The 19704-nt window shown below is 56.9% G+C and carries 16 protein-coding genes; 5 read left to right on the top strand and 11 right to left on the bottom strand.

Annotated features, from left to right (window positions below):
• Positions 1-291: 291 nt before the first annotated feature.
• Entirely contained in the window at positions 292-513 is a 222-nt protein-coding gene (locus RDO88_RS03515) for a DUF4248 domain-containing protein (protein ID WP_374043892.1), read from the bottom strand.
• A gap of 719 nt (positions 514-1232) precedes the next feature.
• Between RDO88_RS03515 and RDO88_RS03510 the strand changes: the two genes are divergently transcribed.
• Both RDO88_RS03510 and RDO88_RS03505 read left to right on the top strand, forming a co-directional pair.
• Positions 1233-1760 (top strand): HU family DNA-binding protein, encoded by a 528-nt coding sequence (locus tag RDO88_RS03510; RefSeq protein WP_307758045.1) that lies wholly within the window; start codon positions 1233-1235, stop codon positions 1758-1760.
• A gap of 73 nt (positions 1761-1833) precedes the next feature.
• Complete coding sequence (locus RDO88_RS03505) at positions 1834-1938, top strand: smalltalk protein (RefSeq protein WP_307758044.1); 105 nt, start codon at positions 1834-1836, stop codon at positions 1936-1938.
• A gap of 82 nt (positions 1939-2020) precedes the next feature.
• Here RDO88_RS03505 and RDO88_RS03500 read toward each other — a convergent pair whose 3' ends face one another.
• The 8 genes from RDO88_RS03500 to rlmD all read right to left on the bottom strand — a co-directional run bounded on the left by RDO88_RS03500 (position 2021) and on the right by rlmD (position 11476).
• Positions 2021-2344: a hypothetical protein gene (locus RDO88_RS03500; RefSeq protein WP_307758043.1), complete on the bottom strand. Its 324-nt coding sequence runs from the start codon at positions 2342-2344 to the stop codon at positions 2021-2023.
• 198 nt (positions 2345-2542) lie between these two features.
• Entirely contained in the window at positions 2543-2932 is a 390-nt protein-coding gene (locus tag RDO88_RS03495) for a hypothetical protein (protein ID WP_307758042.1), read from the bottom strand.
• A 159-nt stretch (positions 2933-3091) separates the two neighbouring features.
• A complete protein-coding gene (locus RDO88_RS03490) occupies positions 3092-3631 on the bottom strand; it encodes a UpxY family transcription antiterminator (protein ID WP_307758190.1) in 540 nt (179 codons plus the stop codon).
• Positions 3597-6014: a polysaccharide biosynthesis tyrosine autokinase gene (locus RDO88_RS03485; protein WP_307758041.1), complete on the bottom strand. Its 2418-nt coding sequence runs from the start codon at positions 6012-6014 to the stop codon at positions 3597-3599. Before RDO88_RS03485 ends, RDO88_RS03490 begins: the two co-directional genes overlap by 35 nt.
• 105 nt (positions 6015-6119) lie before the next feature.
• Positions 6120-6944 carry a polysaccharide biosynthesis/export family protein gene (locus tag RDO88_RS03480; protein WP_307758040.1) on the bottom strand — a complete coding sequence of 275 codons (825 nt, stop codon included), beginning with the start codon at positions 6942-6944 and terminating at the stop codon, positions 6120-6122.
• Between the two features lie 56 nt (positions 6945-7000).
• Positions 7001-8407 carry an undecaprenyl-phosphate glucose phosphotransferase gene (locus RDO88_RS03475; RefSeq protein ID WP_307758039.1) on the bottom strand — a complete coding sequence of 469 codons (1407 nt, stop codon included), beginning with the start codon at positions 8405-8407 and terminating at the stop codon, positions 7001-7003.
• 701 nt (positions 8408-9108) lie between these two features.
• The gene (locus RDO88_RS03470; protein WP_307758038.1) at positions 9109-10017 is read right to left on the bottom strand and encodes an RluA family pseudouridine synthase; all 909 of its coding nucleotides are present in this window, start codon (positions 10015-10017) and stop codon (positions 9109-9111) included.
• Positions 10018-10030: 13 nt separating this feature from the next.
• The gene (gene rlmD / locus RDO88_RS03465) at positions 10031-11476 is read right to left on the bottom strand and encodes a 23S rRNA (uracil(1939)-C(5))-methyltransferase RlmD (RefSeq protein WP_307758037.1); all 1446 of its coding nucleotides are present in this window, start codon (positions 11474-11476) and stop codon (positions 10031-10033) included.
• A 201-nt stretch (positions 11477-11677) separates the two neighbouring features.
• Between rlmD and ppdK the strand changes: the two genes are divergently transcribed.
• Positions 11678-14398: a pyruvate, phosphate dikinase gene (gene ppdK, locus RDO88_RS03460; RefSeq protein WP_307758036.1), complete on the top strand. Its 2721-nt coding sequence runs from the start codon at positions 11678-11680 to the stop codon at positions 14396-14398.
• An 82-nt stretch (positions 14399-14480) separates the two neighbouring features.
• Here ppdK and RDO88_RS03455 read toward each other — a convergent pair whose 3' ends face one another.
• Both RDO88_RS03455 and RDO88_RS03450 read right to left on the bottom strand, forming a co-directional pair.
• Positions 14481-15038, bottom strand: a complete 558-nt coding sequence (locus RDO88_RS03455; protein WP_307758189.1) for a thiamine phosphate synthase — start codon at positions 15036-15038, stop codon at positions 14481-14483.
• Positions 15039-15094: 56 nt separating this feature from the next.
• Positions 15095-15679: a superoxide dismutase gene (locus tag RDO88_RS03450; RefSeq protein ID WP_374043891.1), complete on the bottom strand. Its 585-nt coding sequence runs from the start codon at positions 15677-15679 to the stop codon at positions 15095-15097.
• Between the two features lie 193 nt (positions 15680-15872).
• On the opposite strand from RDO88_RS03450, the gene RDO88_RS03445 reads away from it, so the two are divergent.
• Positions 15873-18224, top strand: coding sequence for a UvrD-helicase domain-containing protein (locus RDO88_RS03445; RefSeq protein ID WP_307758188.1), 2352 nt, complete (start codon positions 15873-15875; stop codon positions 18222-18224).
• 186 nt (positions 18225-18410) lie between these two features.
• Positions 18411-19550 carry a carboxynorspermidine decarboxylase gene (nspC, locus tag RDO88_RS03440; protein ID WP_307758034.1) on the top strand — a complete coding sequence of 380 codons (1140 nt, stop codon included), beginning with the start codon at positions 18411-18413 and terminating at the stop codon, positions 19548-19550.
• Positions 19551-19704: the final 154 nt, after the last annotated feature.

The raw sequence follows: 19704 nt of genomic DNA, 5'->3' as shown, positions 1-19704 counted from the left end.
GAGCATAAGATTCATAGCAAATTGCAATGACCTACCACCCCGCCCTTTGGGCACCCCTCCTTCCAGAAGGAGGGGAGCTGGAGTAGCCCCGGAAGTGCAGACGGGGCCCTTTCTTTTTGGTATCTTTTTCTTTCGGGCAAGCGAAAGAAAAAGTGCTTGTTTCCCCAGCTTAAACCATCCGTTTCCCCAGCTTGAACAAATGGTTTGCCCAGCTTAAACGGGTGGTTTGCCCAGCTTAAACGGGCGGTTTGCCCGGCTGAAAGAGGTGGGGGATGAGACGTTGCGTTGTGTTTAGGGTTCGCCGAGGGCCTCGACGATGAGGCGGACCTGGAGAGGGGTGTAGCACTTGGCACAGGGGGTGATGCCGGTGGCCTGGAGTCGGGCCTGGAGGTCGGGCTGGAGGGCGATCCAGCGGTTGAGCTTGCGGACGGCGGCTTTTTGTGTGGTATAGGGGCTGTAGAGCGAGGCGAGCTCGCTCTTGCTGTAGCTGCGGATTTCAAATGTCGGTTCCATTATTTAATTAATTGAAAATTGAAAATTGATATTTGATATTTCATATTTGCTTTAAGCTGTTGTACTTTTCTTTTGCCTTGACGCAAAAGAAAAGATACCAAAAGAAAAGGTCAAGGGCTGAACCTCCGGGGCTACTGCGGAGCGGGGTTGTATTAAAATAGAGGTATCTGAAACTCTCCTCCTTCCCGAAGGAGGAGTACCCGATAGGGGGAGGTGGTAGGTGAATACATAGAGCATAAGATTCATAGCAAATTGCGATGACCTACCACCCCGCCCTTTGGGCACCCCTCCTTCGGGAAGGAGGGGAGCTAAAATAGCCTCACTTCATTTTGACTAATCTGCAGGAACTCGCTTCGCTCAGACAGCCTGCCTTTCCTGACGCAAAAGCCACTTCTCCGCTTTACGCCCCTCCGATTAGGCCCGGGCTGCGCGTTGATATTTCATATTTCATATTTGCTCTTTTATTTTGCTTTAAAGTTACTCATTTTTAGGGATTTGTGCAAGCGTGCGAAAGGGAATAAGGTGCGGAAAGGTGTCATTGTGCGCCTATGCGTGCCGGTGGGCGACGGAAGGGGAAGGGGGGGGGAGGAGAGGCGGTATCTTTGTAGCGGTAAACGGTGAAAGGTGAACGGTTAGCGGTCAGTATCGCTAATCGCTAACCACTAACCACTAACCGCTTACCGCTAATTTAATTATCAATTTTTAATTATCAATTTAGTATGGCAACAGCTTTAGTAGAGCGCATTCAGCGCAGAAAGTTTTTGGGCGACAAGGAATCGCCGATGGTGTATGCATTGAAACGGAAGAACCGCGATGCAAAGACGTATGACCTGGAACGACTGGCTCAGGAGATAGAAGACCTGGGTGGCATGTCGGCGGAAGACGTGCTGCACGTGTGCAAGAGCCTCGTGCGCAACATCAAACAGAAACTGGTGGACGGCAACAGTGTGAAACTGGACGGGTTCGGCATCTTTCGGACGACCTTTCACTGCATTGCCACGGAGGAGGAGAAGGACTGCACGGTGAAGAACATCGACAAGGTGAGGGTGCAGTTCCGCGTGGACAACGCCTTCCGACTGGTGAACGACTCGCTGGCTACCACCAAGGGGGCCGCGAACAACATGGTGTTCGAACTGGTACAGGCGGACGGTACATCCGGCAGTAGCGGCAGTGGCGGCAGTGGCGGATCGTCCGGCGGTGGTGGCGGAGGAGGTGAAGATGACGGACAGGATGAGAGTCCGCTGTAAAATAATGGTAAATGGTTAATGATATTAATCGCTAACCGCTAACCACTAACCGCTAATTTAAATTTTAAGCAACATGGAAACGAAGAAGAAAAATGTGTGGAGCCTGGTGCTCAAGGTGATTATCACCGTGGCAACGGCACTGGCCGGTGCTTTTGGAATTGCGTCGTGTGTGGCGTAACCGGATAAAAATTTCACCACAGAAGAAGCTGGAACTGTCCGCTTGGTCTGTGGTGAAATGCTATATAGAGGCAAGCGCTCTTTTACTTACTGAAATACTTCAGGGTGTGGACGAAGCTGACACCGATGGTGAGGCCCGAGAGACTCTTGCCCTTCTGCACGGTGCGGCTGAAAGAACGGTAGCCGGTCCACTCGCTTTCGGCGTTGCCGATGGCCTTGGTGCCCAGTTCGTAGCCCAGACGGATGTCGAGGTAGGAGTTGGGAGCCACACGCAGCGAACCGCCCACGGCGGGGGTGAGGAAGAAGCCTACCTTACGCAGCTTGTCCTTGTCGAGGCCGTAGCCATACTCCAGCTTCATGCTGCCCACATTGTCGTCCCAGCCGAAGAAGTGCCAGCCCATATCCACGGCGAAGAAGGGCGAGAAGCGGTTGTCGTTGAGGCGGTACTTGGCACGGGCGAAGAGGCTGTGCTGGATGGGTTCCTCGGAAAAATCGTTTTCTTCGCCCTTGGTGGCGTTGGAATAGTCGGACTGGGTACTGGTCTCCTCGTAGGTGGTGTAGGGGGTACTGGCAGGACCTACGCTGTAGCCGAAGCCGAAGCGCCGTTACCGAAGGCACCGATGTAGCCCAGACCGCAGTTGAAGTCGACCTTGGCATTGACGGGAACTGTTGCCGCTGCCGAAGTTGATGTCCGGACCGAGGCTTACCGTGAAGTCGAGGCCGCGGTGTCCCTGCTGCTGCCAACCGGCAGGTGTGTCGGAGGCTGATTTGGACCGGGAGGTCTCGTCGCGGACGATGCGGTCGACTTCCGTCATCGGGTAGACGAAGATACTGCCGTCGGCGGTACGCACCTTGATGTGACGGTCGGGGACACTTTCGATGACATCTCCTTTGATGACGCTGCCGTTTTTCAGATAGACAATGTTGTCGGTGGTCTGTGCGTGCAGCGATGCTGCCAGCAGCAGCGAGAGTACGGATAATACTACTTTGTTCATGATTCTGACTTTAGTTAAAGGTTACGATGAAACAAAAATAGTTTTTTTCCGTTAATGCCGCCGGTGCCTTTCTGAGGGGTTTCCGCATGAAATGCCGCTGGGGGCGCATATCAGGACGGAAATGGGGGATGAGAGGGGGAAAGAAAATCGCCCTCCCCCCTAAAGACGCTCAATGTATCCGACGGGGACTTCGACATGGGCGCAGCCCAGGAGGTCGAGGCGTACCAGGACATGGTGTTTGCCGTTGAGCGTCACCGTCTCGCCTTCGAGTCCGCTGAGGGGACCCTTGATGACACGGATGGGGTCGCCCGGTTCGAAGGTCGTCGAGCTGAAGGTGACGGCCTCGGGGCTGTAGTCGAGCATGAAGCGGAAGCGCTCCATCTGCTCGTCGGGGATGACGGCCGGCGTGCTCTGGCCGCGCAGCACCATGTAGCGCAGGACGGCGGCAAGCGTCAGCGGAAGGGGACGTTCCAGGGGCGTGACGTGCACGAAGACGAGCATGGGAAGCACCAGACGGTCTATCCGCTTGCGGCGGTCGCTCCACTGGTGGATCTCGCTCTGGACGGGCAGGTAGCACTCGATGCCCATGGCCCGGAGACGCTCGACCGTCTTCTTCTCCATGCACGACTTGACGTAGGCCACCAACCACTGGCGGGCGGCGGGATTACTTGCGCGTCTGCTGTTCGGATTCGACTCCATAACCGTAACCATATCCGTATTTCTTGCCATAACCGTAGTAGCGGCCGTACTTGCCGTAGCCGTAGTAGTAGCCATACTTCTTCTGCGTCATGTCCAGACCGTTGATGACGGTGCACAAGGCGGGCAGGCGCTTCTGTTGCTGCAGCTCGTTGATGAGGCGGTAGTCGTTCTTGTGGGTATAGTCGGCGCGGCAGACGTAGAGGCTGACATCGGCCGTGCGGGCGATGAGCTGGGTGTCGGTGACCATGCCGATGGGGGCGGTGTCGAGCACGACGTAGTCGTAGCGGCTGCGCAGCAGGGTGATGGCTTCGTCGAGCGCCGGACGGGCTACCAGCTCCGTGGGGTTGGGAGGCACGACGCCGCCGGGCAGCACGTCGAGGTTGGGATGAACGCCCGAGGGCTGGATGAGTCCGGTGAGGTCGGTGTCCTGCGGCGAGGAGAGGTACTGCGTGATGCCCCGCTGGCGATGGGAGATGTGGAACACCTTGTTGAGGCCGGGCTTGCGGATGTCGAGACCCACGATGACTACCTTCTTGCCCAGCAGGGCGAGGCTGACAGCGAGGTTGGAGGCGATGAAGGTCTTGCCCTCGCCGCTCATGGTGGAGGTGACGAGGATGACGTTCTTCTGCGGGCCGTCCAGCAGGAAGAGGAGGTTGGTGCGCAGGTTGCGGAAGGTCTCGGTCATGAGGCTGTTCTCGTTCTCGCGGACGGCGATGGGACCGTCGCCCTCGTCGCTGAGGGGAACGTCGCCCAGGATGGGGACGGTGGTGAGGCGCTCGACGTCGGCACGGCCTTCGATGCGGAAGCTGAGCAGCTGCAGGATGTAGATAATCGCTACGGGGAGGCCGATACCGGCTACCAGTGCCAGCATGTAGATCATCTTACCCTTGGGCGAGATGGGTGCATTGCCGGCCATGGCGTCGTCGATGATCTTGGCCTTGTTGGCCGTGGCGGCGAGGGTGATGTTGTTTTCCTCGCGTTTCTGGAGGAGCATGAGGTAGAGCTCGGCCTTGATGGTCTGCTGGCGCTGGATGCTCATGTACTGGCGCTCCTGGGTGGGGGCGTCGCTGATGCGTCCGGCGTAGTGGCTGGCCTGGCGGTCGAGGTCGGCCTTGGTGATGAGCAGCTCCTTACGGGCGCTCTGGAGGCTGGTGGCCAGGCTCTGGCGCAGACCGGACAGCTCGGTGTCGAGCCGGCGGATGACGGGGTTGGACTCCGACGAGGTGCGCAGCAGGCGCTGGCGCTCGATCATGCGTTCGTTGTAGGCGGTGGCCAGGGTCGAGATGGACTCACTGCTGATACCGATGTTGACGGGCAGCACGGTGTGGGCGTTCTCGGGGCGGCCCAGGTAGTCGATGAGGTAGTTGACGAGGTTGAGCTGGGTGCCGTTGGCCACTACCTGCTTCTCGTATTCGGACTTCTCGGCTACGGCCAGCTGGGCGTCGCTGCTGAGGTCGGTGAGGCCGGCACGGCGCTTGAACTCTTCGAGCTCGGCTTCGGTGGTACCCAGCTCGGCGTTGATGATGGCGATGCGCTCGTCGATGAAGTGGGCGGTGTTGCGGGCCACTTCGTTCTTGTCGTTGTTGGCATCGCGGTTGTAGTTCTCGATGAGGTGGTTGATGAAATCTTCACCCCGGCGGATGTTGGTATTTGAGATAGAAACCGTAACGACGGACGTGGTCTTGCTGGTGGGTTCGACGGTGAGTCCGGCGGCATAGCCCTTGGCTACGGCCATGGGGGAACCGACGGTGACGTCGACCACCGTTTCCTTATCAGGGAAGGGAACGGCGGCTACGGGCAGGAAGGTGAGGACACCGGCAGGCGTGGGCAGCACGGCAGGCAGGCTGTCGAAGCGGGCGGAGCCGATTTCGGCCTCGTCCTGAGTGGCCAGCACCTGAAGGGCACCACCGGGCTGGAGGGTCACCTCGAGCTTCAGCGGGTCGGACAGACTGTCGGCTGCGGCGGAGGGGAAGTCCACCCGGAAGGGCGAGTTTCCGTAGAGGTCGGGGTGACGGAGGCCGTCGCGCTGGCTGTAGCTGATGTAGAGGCCAAGGTCGGCCACTACCTTACGGACGAGCGACTTGCTGCGGAGAATCTCGATTTCGTTGTCGACATTGTCCATCGAACTGAGCATGCCCATGTCCTGGAAGAGGGCCAGGTCGCTGCTGATGCTGCCGCCTTTCTTGTCGTCCTTGATGAGGACGGTGGCGCTGATGTTGTAGACCGGCGTGGCAAAGCGGAGGTAGAACCACGCCAGGGCGAGGCACACTACGACAGAAGCCACAATCCAGGGCCAACGGATGAGGTAGGGAAAGAGAAGGGCGCTGTAGTCGGTCTTCTCTTCTTTTTCTTCGAACAGGTCGTCGTAAAGTTCTTCTTTCATGAAAATAGTGGTTAGTGGTTAGCGGTTAGTGGTTAGTGGTGGGCGGTCAGTAGTGAGCGGTAAGCATACTTAACCGTTTACCGCTCACCACTAACCGCTGATTAATTATTTTGCAATGGCAATAATGAGCGTAGCGAGCGACACGATGGAGCTGACCACGGAGAACCAGATGGTGGTACTGGTGCTGATGGCCGAGGTACGCGCCTTGGTCTTGTTGGGCGTGACGTAGACGATGTCGTTCTGCTGGAGGTAGTAGTAGGGCGAGTGGATGATGTCGCGGTCGTTGAGGTTGAGCGTGACAATCTGGCGCCGGCCGTCGCTGTCCTCGCGGACAAGCTGGACGTTGTCGCGGATGCCGTAGACGGTCATGTCGCCCGCCATGGCGAGGGCCTCGAAGACGTTGACCTTCTCGTTGGAGACAGTGAAGGTGCCGGGGCGGGTCACTTCGCCCAGGACGGAAATCTTGTAGTTGACCATACGGACGGTGACGATGGGCGGCGTCTGGAACTGGGGACGGAGCCGCTCGCGTATGAGCTGCTCGGCCTGACCCTTGGTGAGTCCGCCGAGGCGGATGGTACCCAGCACGGGGAAGTCGACACAGCCGGCGTTGTCCACCAGGTATTGCTGGAGAACGGGCTGGGAGGTCAGGTTCTTATTGTTGTTGCTGATGGCGTTGGAGACCGTGAGGTTGAACGGTTCGGCCAGTTCGGGTGCCTCGGGGCAGCTGACCACGATGGTGAGCAGGTCCTTGGGCTGGATACGGGCATCGTAGAGGCTGTCGGCCGTGGCGGTGACGGCGCCAAGGTCTTGCAGATAGGGGACTTTCTTGTAGCTCTGGCATCCGGCCAGGAGAAGGGTTGAGAAAGCCAGCAACCCGAATGTCTTTAAAATTGAAAATGAAGAATGAAGAACGAAGAATGAAGAATTCATATTGGGGTTGATAATTGTTAATTGTTAATTGATAATTGATAATTGATAATTGAATCTCAGTACGCCTCTTTCTCCCCGTGGATGGCATTTTTGACCGTCTTGTAGATGATGAAGAGGTCGAGAGCGGGGGTCCAGTGTTCGAGGTACCAGATGTCGAGCTTGACGCGCCCTTCCATCTGCCAGAGTTCGCTGGTCTCGCCACGGAAGCCGTTGACCTGGGCCCAGCCGGTGATGCCGGGCTTGACGAGGTGGCGCACCATGTACTTCTCGATGAGGTGGGAGTACTCGTCAGTGTGCTTGAGCATGTGGGGGCGGGGACCAACGACGGACATTTGGCCCAGAAAGACGTTGATGAACTGGGGCAGTTCGTCGATGCTGGTCTTGCGGATGAACTCGCCTACGCGCGTCTTGCGCGGATCGTGGAGGGTGGCCTGCACGCGGTCGGCGTCGGCATTGACACGCATGGAGCGGAACTTGTAGCACCAGAACTCACGCCCGTTGATGCCCGTGCGCTTCTGGCGGAAGAAGACGGGACCGGGCGAAGACAGCTTGATGGCCGTGCCCACGATGAGGTATATAAAGGGAAAGGCGGTGCAGAGGAAAAGGCCGGAGAACAGGATGTCGAACAGGCGTTTGAGCAGGCGGTTCTGGACATCGGCCAGCGGTTCGCGCCGGATGGAGAGCACGGGAGTGTTGCCCACGAGCTGCATGTACATGCGGCGTTTGAGGTAGTTGCGGATACTGGGAACGCTGTAGAAATGGATGAAATGGTTCTCGCAATAGTTGATGATGGGGAGTATCTGCGGGCCGTAGGAGGAGGAAAGACCGCAGTAGACCATCTCGACGCCGTGCTGGCGGATCCAGGGAAGGGCGTCGTCGACGTTGCCCAGATAGGGGACATTGTCCGGATAGACCAATGACGAGGCAGGGGCGAAGTAGCCCATCACGCGGAAACCGTAGGCCGGGTCGATGGAGATTTCGCCGTAGAGCTCGTGCATGTTCTCGTCCGAACCGATAAGGATGATGGTGCGGGAGTTTCCGCCGTGGCGGCGATAACACTTGATGACGGCCCGGAACAGGAGCCTGTAAGAGGCCAGGCAGATGAAGAAGGCCACATAGAACGCAACGAAGAAACGGAGCGAGAGTTGACCGAAATCGGCCAGCGAGAAGAGGGTGCCGAAGGCCAGGGCATGGACCAGCACGTTGCGGGCCGAACGGCGCACGATGTGGTCGGGGCGCACGATGCGGTGGTGCAGGATGACTCCGTGGGAATAATTACAAATAAGGTAGACCAGATTGAGCAGGATAAGAATCTGGGGGATGGAGTGTACAAAGACTGTCCCCAACGTCCCTTCATCGAACAGGCGGTAGAGAAGCACAAACAGGAGATTCATGACACAGAGATCTCCAAAAATAATGATACACTTCAATAACTTGTTATTGAATTGTAAACTTTGTTTCATCCGAAAAAATGTAATTTTTGTTTGTTTTGTTTGTTTTAGTCTTGCAGGCAGAGGCGCTTTCCGGAGCAGGTGATACCGGTGTGTAAGGTTTTCAGTTGGAATAAGTTATGGCTTGCAGTGCGGGAAAATAAAATGCCATGTGTACATGGTTGCTGCAGCCGGACGGCGCCCATACGCTGAAAACTGCGGCAAATATATGGAAAATATTCGTTTAGTAACAAATAAAACTCTTTTATTCTTGAAAAAAAGGGGGAAAAGAACTAAAATGAACTTTTTAGAATGGAAAATGAAAAGAGGTTTGTGATAGGAGGGGAAATCTTAATTTAGTTGAGAGTTGAGAGTTGAGGGTTGAGAGTTGAGGGTTGAGAGTTGCTGTACTTTTCTTTTGCCTTGACGCAAAAGAAAAGATACCAAAAGAAAAAGTCAAGGGCTGAACCTCCGGGGCTACTCCGAAGCGAGGTTGTATCAAAATAAAGGTATCTGAAACTCTCCTCCTTCTGGAAGGAGGAGTACCCGACAGGGGGAGGTGGTAGGTGAAAACATAGAGCATAAGATTCATAGCAAATTGCGATGACCTACCACCCCGTCCTTTGGGCACCCCTCCTTCCGGAAGGAGGGGAGTTAAAATTGTCTCACTTCATTTTGACACACCCTCTTTATGGGCTTTTTAGTTGAGGGTGGGTAGTTGACGTTGCGGTGTTTCAGCCTTTGACCAGCAGGTTCTTGAAGCTGGCGGGATAGGGCGTCTCGAACTGCATCTGTTCGCCCGTGACGGGGTGGTAGAAGCAGAGCTTGAAGGCGTGCAGTGCCAGACGGCCGAGGGGATTGAGGTCCTCGAAGCCGTAGCGTCCGTCGCCGATGACGGGATGGCCGAGGTCCTGCATGTGGACACGGATCTGGTTCTTGCGGCCGGTTTCGAGGTGGAGCTCCACGAGCGAATAGCCGTTGGCACGCTTGATGGTGCGGTAGTGGGTGACGGCTTCCTTGCCGCCGTCGTCCGTGGGGCTGGAGTAGACGTAGAGGGTGCGGTCGGTGAGCCAGGAGTGGACAACGCCCTGGTCTTTCTCCATCTCGCCGGCCACAACGGCCACGTAGCGGCGGTCGAAGACTATCTGGTGCCAGTTGTCGCGCAGGGTGTGCTGCGTCTTCTCGTCCTTGGCAAACATCATCAGGCCGGACGTGTCGCGGTCGAGGCGGTGGACCACGTAGACACGGTTGTTGCGGCCCGAACGCTTGAGGTACTCATTGAGAATGGTGCAGGCGGTGCGTTCCTTCTGGCGCTCGGTGCTGACCGAGAGCAGGCCCTGCATCTTTTCGACCACGATGAGGTAAGCATCCTCGTAGACAATCTTCAGCAGTTTGTTGTGGAACTCGTGGTTACCCTTGGAGCGGCTGATCTGTACCTTCATGCCGGGCTTCAGGGGGAAGTTGTACTGGGTGGTGATGACATTGTCGACAAACACGACGCGTTTGCTGAGCAGTGTCTTGAGCTTGGTGCGGCTGGCCTGCGGCATGCGGGCAGCCAGAAACTCCATCAGTTCCATCGGTTCGCGGACGAGATAGTCCGTGTATTGGGTGCGGGCTCTTGCGGTTCTCTTTTCTTGTGCCATGAGCGGATAGGGGTTAAGCGGTTGTCTGGGATGCGGGTTGTTCTCTCAGTTCGAGCAGGACGACGTTCTCCACGTGGTGGGTGTGGGGGAACATGTCGACGGGCTGGACAGCCTTGACACGGTAGCTGCCGTCGAGCAGCTGGAGGTCGCGCGCCTGGGTGGCGGGGTTGCAGCTGACGTAGACGATGCGGCGGGGCTGTGCGCCCAGGATGACGTTGATGACATCGGGGTGCATGCCGGCACGGGGCGGGTCGGTGATGATGACGTCGGGGCGTCCGTACCGGGCAACGAAGTCCTGTGTGAGGATGTCCTTCATGTCGCCGGCGAAGAAGAGAGTGTTGCCGATGCTGTTGATCTGCGAATTGACCTTGGCATCCTCGATGGCTTCGGGGACATACTCGATGCCGATGACCTGGCGGGCCTGGCGGGAAACGAAGTTGGCAATGGTGCCCGTACCCGTGTAGAGGTCGTAGACAAGTTCATTGCCCGTGAGCCCGGCAAAGTCGCGGGCTACCTTATAGAGCTTGTAGGCCTGTTCGGAATTGGTCTGGTAGAACGACTTGGGGCCTACCTTGAAGCGCAGGCCTTCCATCTCCTCGAAGATATGGTCCTTGCCCTTGAAGGTGAAGACGTCGAGGTCGGTGATGGTGTCGTTGACCTTGTTGTTCACTATATATAATAAGGAGGTGATTTCGGGGAACGAGTCGGCCACGTACTGCAACAGTTGGCGGAAGAGGTCCATCTCTTCGTCGCGCTCGATGCGGCAGACGAGAATGACCATGAGCTCGCCCGTCGAGGAGGTGCGTATGATGAGGTTGCGCAGCATGCCCTCGTGCGTGCGGATGTTGTTGAACGTGTAGTTGTGGAGGTAGGCATAGTCGCGGATGGCGTTGCGGATGCGGTTGGAGATGTCGTCCTGCAGCCAGCATTTGTCGATGGCCAGTACCTTGTCGAACGCATTGGGGATGTGGAAGCCCACGGCGTTCATCTGGTCGTAGACTACGTCCTGCTCCACCTCGGCAGCGGTGAGCCAGCGTTTGTTGGAGAAGGTGTACTCCAGCTTGTTGCGGTAGAATTCGGTCTTGTCCGAACCCAGGATGGGGGAGATTTCGGGCAGCTCGATCTTACCGATGCGGGTGAGGTTGTCGGTGACCTGCTTCTGCTTGTAGCGGATCTGTTCGGAGTAGGGCAGTACCTGCCACTTGCATCCGCCGCATACACCGTAATGGCTGCAGAAAGGGACAGCCCGCTGCGGTGAATATTGATGGAACCGGACCGCTTCGGCCTCGGCGTAATGATGTTTTTTCCGTTTGATCTGCAGGTCGACCACATCGCCGGGAACGACGTAGGGGACGAAAATGACCAGATCGTTGACTTTCGCAATGGCCTTGCCTTCGGCAGCCACGTCCGTAATGGTTACTTCTTCCAGCAGGGGAAGTTCTTTTCTTTTTCTTGCCACTTTTACACCAATCTAATTAATTACGGTGCAAAAATAGACAATTTTCCTCAAATATCGGGTTTTTGCGGAAATAATAAGGATTGCAATGTCGAAATTGCATTTTTCGCTAAAATTTCTGTGCAAAAAGTTTTATAGTATGTGAAATATATTTAGCTTTGCGGACAGTAAATGAAAGAATCACATTCAAACCTTTTCAATATTATGGATAGAAAAAGAGTTTATACATTTGGAAACGGCCATGCAGAAGGCAAGGCCGACATGAGAAACCTGTTGGGCGGCAAGGGTGCGAACCTGGCCGAAATGAATTTGATCGGTGTACCGGTACCTCCGGGCTTCACCATCACCACCGAAGTGTGTACCGAATACAACGAAATGGGACGCGACAAGGTGGTGGAACTGCTGAAAGAGGATGTTGAGAAAGCCATTGCCCATGTGGAAGGCTTGATGTCATCCAAATTCGGTGACGTAGAAAATCCGCTGCTTGTATCGGTACGTTCGGGTGCCCGCGCTTCCATGCCGGGTATGATGGATACCATCCTGAACCTGGGACTGAACGACGAGGTTGTGGAAGGACTGACACGCAAGACGGGCAACGCACGGTTTGCATGGGACTCCTACCGCCGCTTCGTACAGATGTATGGCGACGTGGTGCTGGGTATGAAGCCGAGCAACAAGGAGGACATCGATCCGTTTGAAGCCATCATCGAGGAAGTGAAGCATGCCAAGGGCGTGAAGCTGGACAACGAACTGGAAGTGGAAGACCTGAAGGAGCTGGTGAAGCGCTTCAAGGCTGCCGTGAAGGAACAGACCGGACAGGACTTCCCGACTTGCGCCTACGAACAGCTGTGGGGCGCCATCTGCGCCGTGTTCAACTCGTGGATGAACGAACGTGCCATCCTGTACCGCAAGATGGAAGGCATACCCGACGAATGGGGTACGGCTGTGAACGTGCAGGCCATGGTATTCGGTAACATGGGCGACACGTCGGCTACGGGCGTATGCTTCAGCCGTGACGCCGCTACGGGTGAAGACCTGTTCAACGGCGAATACCTGATCAACGCACAGGGTGAAGACGTGGTGGCCGGTATCCGTACACCGCAGCAGATTACCAAGATCGGTTCGCAACGCTGGGCCGAACTGGCAGGTATCAGCGAAGAGGAGCGTGCCGCCAAGTATCCTTCGATGGAAGAGGCCATGCCCGAAATCTACAAGGAACTGGATGCTCTGCAGACGAAGCTGGAGAACCACTACCGCGACATGCAGGACATGGAGTTCACCGTGCAGGAAGGCAAGCTCTGGTTCCTCCAGACGCGTAACGGCAAGCGTACTGGCGCCGCTATGGTGAAGATTGCCATGGATCTGCTCCGCCAGGGTATGATTGATGAAAAGACAGCCCTGATGCGCTGCGAGCCCAACAAGCTGGACGAACTGCTTCACCCCGTATTCGACAAGTCGGCTTTGAAGCAGGCCAAGGTGTTGACACGCGGCCTGCCGGCTTCTCCGGGTGCTGCTTGCGGACAGATTGTGTTCTTTGCCGATGATGCTGCCGAATGGCGTGCTGCCGGCAAGCGCGTGGTGATGGTACGTATCGAGACTTCGCCCGAAGACTTGGCCGGTATGGCTGTGGCCGAAGGTATCCTGACGGCCCGTGGCGGTATGACTTCGCACGCTGCCGTAGTGGCCCGCGGTATGGGCAAGTGCTGTGTATCGGGTGCAGGTGCCCTGAACATCGACTACAAGGCACGTACGGTGGAAGTGGACGGCGTAGTGCTGAAGGAAGGTGACTTCATCTCGCTGAACGGAAGTACGGGTGAAGTGTACAAAGGAAAAGTGGAAACGAAGGCTGCCGAACTGTCCGGTGACTTTGCCGAACTGATGAAGCTGGCCGACAAATATGCCAGACTGCAGGTGCGTACGAATGCCGATACGCCTCACGACGCTACCGTGGCCCGTAACTTCGGTGCCGTTGGTATCGGTCTGTGCCGTACGGAGCACATGTTCTTCGAAGGCGAAAAGATCAAGGCCATGCGCGAGATGATTCTGGCCGAAGACGCCGAAGGACGCCGTAAGGCTCTGCAGAAGATTCTGCCTTACCAGCAGGCCGACTTCAAGGGCATCTTCAAGGCGATGGCCGGCTATCCGGTGACTGTCCGCCTGCTCGACCCGCCCTTGCATGAGTTCGTGCCCCACGATCTGAAGGGACAGCAGGAGATGGCTGATGCCATGGGCGTAAGTCTGCAATACATCCAGCAGCGTGTAGAGGCTCTGTGCGAGCACAACCCGATGTTGGGTCACCGCGGCTGCCGTCTGGGCAACACGTATCCCGAAATCACGCAGATGCAGACCCGTGCCATCCTGGGTGCAGCCCTTGAGCTGAAAAAGGAAGGTGTGGAGACACATCCCGAAATCATGGTGCCGCTGACGGGTATCCTCTACGAGTTCAAGGAACAGGAGAAGGTAATCCGTGCCGAAGCTGCCAAGCTGTTCGAAGAAGTGGGAGACAGCATCGAGTTCAAGGTAGGTACGATGATTGAAGTGCCGCGTGCAGCCTTGACAGCCAACCGCATCGCTTCGTCGGCCGAGTTCTTCTCGTTCGGTACGAACGACCTGACACAGATGACGTTCGGCTACTCGCGTGACGACATCGCTTCCTTCCTGCCGGTTTATCTGGAGAAGAAGATCCTGAAGGTAGACCCGTTCCAGGTGCTCGACCAGAACGGTGTGGGCCAGTTGGTTCAGATGGCTACCGAAAAGGGCCGTGCCATCCGTCCGGATCTGAAGTGCGGTATCTGCGGCGAGCATGGCGGTGAACCGTCGTCCGTGAAGTTCTGCCACAAGGTAGGTCTGAACTACGTGAGCTGCTCACCGTTCCGCGTGCCCATCGCACGTCTGGCTGCGGCGCAGGCTGCCATTGAAGGTTGATGACACATCAAAAATGGAATAATAAGAAAGGGGGCGTCCAGTAATGGACGCCCCCTTTTGTGTATAATATGACTTGGCTTGATCAGTCGGCCATCTCCTTCAGGTGCTTGAAGTGGCGGATGACTTCGAGATAGTCGCGGTCGGTACAGGCATTGAACTTGTTCCAGAGGTCGCCCATCACGACGGCGCCTCCGAATCCGAAGTCCTTGATCTGAAGAATGTTGTCGGGCGTGACGCCTCCGAAGGCCATCACTTTGCTGTCGATGAGCTTTTCGCGTCCGGCGGCACGCAGTGATTCGGGAGTGAAGCCGGCGGTGACACCGGTCTTGGTGATGCAGTCGAACACGGGGCTCAGGAAGACGTAGTCGTAGAAATGCTTCTTGGCCTTCAGCTCGTCGAAGGAGTGACAGGTGCAGCTGAGGCTGCCTGCGTAGTCGTGAGGCTCCTTGGGATTGTGGGCGTTGAGGTGAATGCCCATCAGGTTGAACTCGTCCTGCAGGTAGAAGTGCTCGTGGGTGACGATGCGCCTGTGATATTTCTGGGGAATGAGCGTCAGCAGGCGTTCCGAGTACATGGCCGGGGTTTCCGGCTTCCTCAGGTGCAGGATGTCCAGTCCCTCTTCGAAGAGGGCGGTGATGATCTAGTCTTCTTCCACAAAGAATGTGGGCGGTGTCACAACGATGAGCTTCATATCCTTTATTTGAAACGTCCTTCTACAATGGGCCAATCGATGATGTTCCACAATGCCTGCAGATGGTCGGCACGGCGGTTCTGATAGTCCAGATAGTAGGCATGCTCCCATACGTCGAAGGTGAGCAGGGGCGTGAGGCCCGCGCGGAGCGGATTGCTGCCGTTGGCTTCCTTCGTGATGTGCAGTTTGCCGTCCTTGTCGGCCGAGAGCCAGGCCCATCCGGAGCCGAAGAGGCCGGTGGCGGCTGCCGTGAACTCTTTCTTGAAGTTGTCGAAGCTGCCGAAGTCGCGGCGGATGGCGTCGGCCAGAGGGCCTTCGGGTTCGTGGCGGGTTGGGGCAGGAGCGAACTGGAGGAAGTAGAACGTGTGGTTCAGCACCTGTCCGGCATTGTTGAACACAGGGCCGTCGGGGGCGGTGGCCACGATTTCTTCGAGCGTCTTGCCTTCGAAAGCCGTGCCCGGTACGAGGTTGTTCAGGTTGTTTACATAGGTTTGCAGATGCTTCCCGTAGTGGAAGTCGATGGTGGCCTGACTGATTACAGGTTCCAATGCGTTGTGGGCATACGGAAGTGTGGGCATGTTGAACATCATAATGCTTGTTATTAGTGTAATGAGTGTCATATCTGGTTGTTGTTAAAAAGTTGCCTTTTTCCTCTCTGTAGTACAAATATAGGAAGAATGCTTTGTAATAACAACACTTCGGCGGGGGAAATGTTCGTGGCTTTTCCGTATCTTTGCATTATCTTTGCATCGCATTATATAATAAGGAAAAAACAGACTGATGATGTCCGACTATATCAACGAACTGAACGAGAGCCAGCGGGCCGCTGTGCTCTACAACGACGGTCCCTCGCTGGTGATAGCGGGGGCGGGCTCGGGGAAGACCCGCGTGCTGACCTACAAGATAGCCTGGCTGCTGGAGAACGGCTACCAGCCGTGGAACATCCTGGCCCTGACCTTTACGAACAAGGCGGCGCGCGAGATGAAGACGCGCATCGGACGGCAGGTGGGTCCCGAACGGGCGCGCTGGTTGTGGATGGGAACGTTCCACAGCCTCTTCCTGCGCATCCTGCATGCCGAGGCCGATGTGCTGGGCTTCACGCATCAGTTCACCATCTATGACACGGCCGACAGCAAGAGCCTGATACGCTCCATCGTCAAGGAGATGCAGCTCGACGAAAAGGTGTACAAGCCGGGGCTGATCCAGTCGCGCATCTCCAACGCGAAGAATCACCTCGTGTCGCCTGCCGACTATGCCCGCAACAAGGAAGCGTATGAGTACGACTGTGCGGCCAAGGTGCCCGCCCTGCGCGACGTGTACTGCCGCTACTGGGAGCGTTGCCGCCAGGCCGACGCGATGGACTTCGACGACCTGCTGTTCTATACCTTCCTGCTCTTCCGCGACCATCTCGACGTGCTGGCCCGCTACCAGGAGCAGTTCCGCTATATCCTGGTGGACGAGTATCAGGACACGAACGTGGCCCAGCACAGCATCGTGCTCCAGCTGGCCAAGAACCACCAGCACGTCTGCGTGGTGGGCGACGATGCGCAGAGTATCTACTCCTTCCGCGGGGCCGACATCGACAATATCCTCTACTTCACCAAGACCTATCCCGGCACACGCGTCTTCAAGCTGGAACAGAACTACCGCTCCACACAGACCATCGTGTCCGCCGCCAACAGCCTCATCAGCAAGAACCAGCGGCAGATACACAAGGACGTGTTTTCCGAGAAAGACCTCGGCGAACCCATCGGCGTCCTCCAGGCCTACAGCGACGTGGAGGAGGGCGAGATGGTGGTGAACAAGATAGCCGCCCTGCGCCGCCAGTCGGGCTATGGATATGCCGACTTTGCCGTGCTCTACCGCACCAATGCGCAGAGCCGCATCTTCGAGGAGGCCATGCGCAAGCGCAACATGCCCTACCGCATCTACGGCGGCCTGTCCTTCTACCAGCGCAAGGAAATCAAGGACGTGATAGCCTACTTCCGCCTTGTGGCCAATCCCAACGACGAGGAGGCCTTCAAGCGCATCATCAACTATCCGGCCCGTGGCATCGGCGACACGACGGTGGGCAAGATTGTGGCCGCGGCTACGGTGAACAACGTCAGCCTGTGGACCGTCCTCTGCGAGCCGCTGACCTACGGCCTGAACTTCAACAAGGGCACGGCGGGCAAGCTCCAGGGCTTCCGCGACCTGATAGCTTCCTTTATGGAAGACCTGGGGCGGAAGAATGCCAGCGAGCTGGGCGAGGACATCGTGCGGCAGGCGGGCATCATCAACGACGTCTGCCAGGACAATTCGCCCGAAAACCTCAGCCGGAAGGAGAACATCGAGGAACTGATGAACGGCCTGAAGGACTTCTGCGCCGAGCGGCTGGAGGAGGGCAACGAACGCATCGCCCTGGGCGACTTCCTCTCCGAAGTGTCGCTGCTCACCGACCAGGACTCGGACAAGGACGACGACGGCGAGAAGATAACGCTGATGACCGTCCACTCGGCCAAGGGGTTGGAATTCCGCAACGTCTTCGTGGTGGGGCTGGAGGAGAACCTTTTCCCCAGTGCCATGGCAGGTGACTCGCCCCGTGCCCTCGAGGAGGAGCGCCGCCTGTTCTATGTGGCCATCACCCGGGCCGAGGAACACTGTTTCCTGTCGTATGCCAAGACGCGCATGCGCTACGGCAAGACCGAGTTCGGCAGTCCCAGCCGCTTCCTGCACGACATCGACGCCCGCTACCTGAGCCTGCCGCAGAACTCCCTGTTGGGCCGGCGGGTGGACGAGGGAGCCGAACGCTTCCGCCGTTCGTCGGACGACCTGTTCCATTCCGCCGCACGTCCCCAGTATGGCACGTCAGCTCCATCGCCCGCAGGCGAACGGAAATTCTCGCGCGAACCGCTCATTGCGCCCACCGTGCCCCGCAAGCTGAAGCGGGTGGAGGCCGTGACGGGGGGCGCTCCGGCTCCGTCGGGCGGGGAAGGCCTGCAGACAGGGCAACTGATCGAGCACGAACGCTTCGGCCGCGGCGAGGTGCTGCGGGTGGAAGGTGCGGGTGACAATGCCAAGGCCACCATCCGCTTCGAGCATGCGGGCGAGAAACAGCTGCTCCTGCGCTTTGCCCGTTTCAAGGTCATCGGATGAGCCGTGGAAAAGCATTGCTTCTTTCGAGGGAAAACATTGCTTTCTTTGCCCCGAAACATTGCTTTCTTTGAGGCAGAACATTGCCTGATTCCGGGCGGCGGAAGGCCGCTTCCGGATGAGATGAATGAATGAGTTGAATATCAGTGATATAAATAATTTGTAAGAACAATAAATAAAGACAGATACATGATAGACTTTACCCTTTTCCCTTCTCCCTGCTACATTATGGAAGAAGAGTTGCTGCGCAAGAACCTGACGCTCATCAAGAGTGTGGCCGACCGTGCCGGTGTGGAAATCATCCTTGCCTTCAAGTCGTTTGCCATGTGGCGTTCGTTCCCCATCTTCCGCGAGTACATCGACCACTCCACGGCCAGCTCCGTCTATGAGGCACGTCTGGCGCTCGAGGAGTTCGGAAGCAAGGCGCACACCTATTCGCCGGCGTATACCGAAGCCGACTTCCCTGAAATCATGCGTTGCAGCAGCCACATCACGTTCAACTCCCTGTCGCAGTTCCATCGTTTCTATCCGATGGTGGAGGCAGAGGGGAGCGGCATCTCGTGCGGCATCCGCGTGAACCCCGAATATTCGGAGGTAGAGACCGAACTCTACAATCCCTGCGCTCCCGGCACCCGCTTCGGCGTGATGGCCGAGCAGCTGCCCGACCGCCTGCCACAGGGCATTGAGGGGTTCCACTGCCATTGCCATTGCGAGTCGTCGTCCTACGAGCTGGAGCGCACGCTGGTGCACCTGGAAGAGAAGTTTGCCCGCTGGTTCCCCCAGCTGAAGTGGCTCAACCTGGGCGGCGGTCACTTGATGACCCGCAAGGACTACGACGTGGAGCATCTCATCGGCCTGCTGCAGGGACTCAGGAAGCGTTATCCTAACCTGCGCATCATCCTTGAACCCGGTTCGGCCTTCACGTGGCAGACGGGCGTGCTGACGTCCGAGGTGGTGGACATCGTGGAGAACCGTGGCATCCGCACTGCTATTCTGAACGTGAGCTTCACCTGTCACATGCCCGACTGCCTGGAGATGCCCTATCAGCCTGCCGTTCGCGGCGCACAGATGGGGAAGGAGGGGCCGTACGTCTACCGGCTGGGAGGCAATTCCTGTCTGAGCGGCGACTATATGGGCGACTGGAGCTTCGACCACGAACTGCAGATTGGCGAGCGGATTGTGTTCGAGGACATGATCCATTACACCACTGTCAAGACCAATATGTTCAACGGAATCCACCATCCGGCCATCGGAATGTGGACCGAAAAGGGTGAGGCCAAAGTCTTCAAGCAATTTTCTTACGAAGATTATCGTGACAGAATGAGCTGATAATCAGACAGCTGTTTGCCAACTTGAAATTATTTTCAGAAAAAAGTGGCTGGAATGTTTGCAGGTTTAAGGAAAATGCCTACCTTTGCAACCGCAAACGCGGAAATAGCTCAGTTGGTAGAGCACAACCTTGCCAAGGTTGGGGTCGCGAGTT

This window comes from uncultured Mediterranea sp., assembly GCF_902493215.1.
Taxonomy (GTDB): Bacteria; Bacteroidota; Bacteroidia; order Bacteroidales; family Bacteroidaceae; genus Bacteroides.
Note: the sequence above shows the minus strand (reverse complement) of the source record. Positions and strands in the feature narration are given on the sequence as shown.

Bases quoted from the DNA above. Each gene is read 5' to 3' on its own strand.
- RDO88_RS03470 (WP_307758038.1), bottom strand. From the start codon at position 10,017: ATGGCACAAGAAAAGAGAACCGCAAGAGCCCGCACCCAATACACGGAC.
- RDO88_RS03485 (WP_307758041.1), bottom strand. From the start codon at position 6,014: ATGAAAGAAGAACTTTACGACGACCTGTTCGAAGAAAAAGAAGAGAAG.
- RDO88_RS03445 (WP_307758188.1), top strand. From the start codon at position 15,873: ATGTCCGACTATATCAACGAACTGAACGAGAGCCAGCGGGCCGCTGTG.
- RDO88_RS03480 (WP_307758040.1), bottom strand. From the start codon at position 6,944: ATGAATTCTTCATTCTTCGTTCTTCATTCTTCATTTTCAATTTTAAAG.
- nspC (WP_307758034.1), top strand. From the start codon at position 18,411: ATGATAGACTTTACCCTTTTCCCTTCTCCCTGCTACATTATGGAAGAA.
- RDO88_RS03495 (WP_307758042.1), bottom strand. From the start codon at position 2,932: ATGAACAAAGTAGTATTATCCGTACTCTCGCTGCTGCTGGCAGCATCG.
- RDO88_RS03450 (WP_374043891.1), bottom strand. From the start codon at position 15,679: ATGATGTTCAACATGCCCACACTTCCGTATGCCCACAACGCATTGGAA.
- RDO88_RS03505 (WP_307758044.1), top strand. From the start codon at position 1,834: ATGGAAACGAAGAAGAAAAATGTGTGGAGCCTGGTGCTCAAGGTGATT.
- RDO88_RS03510 (WP_307758045.1), top strand. From the start codon at position 1,233: ATGGCAACAGCTTTAGTAGAGCGCATTCAGCGCAGAAAGTTTTTGGGC.
- RDO88_RS03515 (WP_374043892.1), bottom strand. From the start codon at position 513: ATGGAACCGACATTTGAAATCCGCAGCTACAGCAAGAGCGAGCTCGCC.
- ppdK (WP_307758036.1), top strand. From the start codon at position 11,678: ATGGATAGAAAAAGAGTTTATACATTTGGAAACGGCCATGCAGAAGGC.
- RDO88_RS03490 (WP_307758190.1), bottom strand. From the start codon at position 3,631: ATGGAGTCGAATCCGAACAGCAGACGCGCAAGTAATCCCGCCGCCCGC.
- RDO88_RS03475 (WP_307758039.1), bottom strand. From the start codon at position 8,407: ATGAAACAAAGTTTACAATTCAATAACAAGTTATTGAAGTGTATCATT.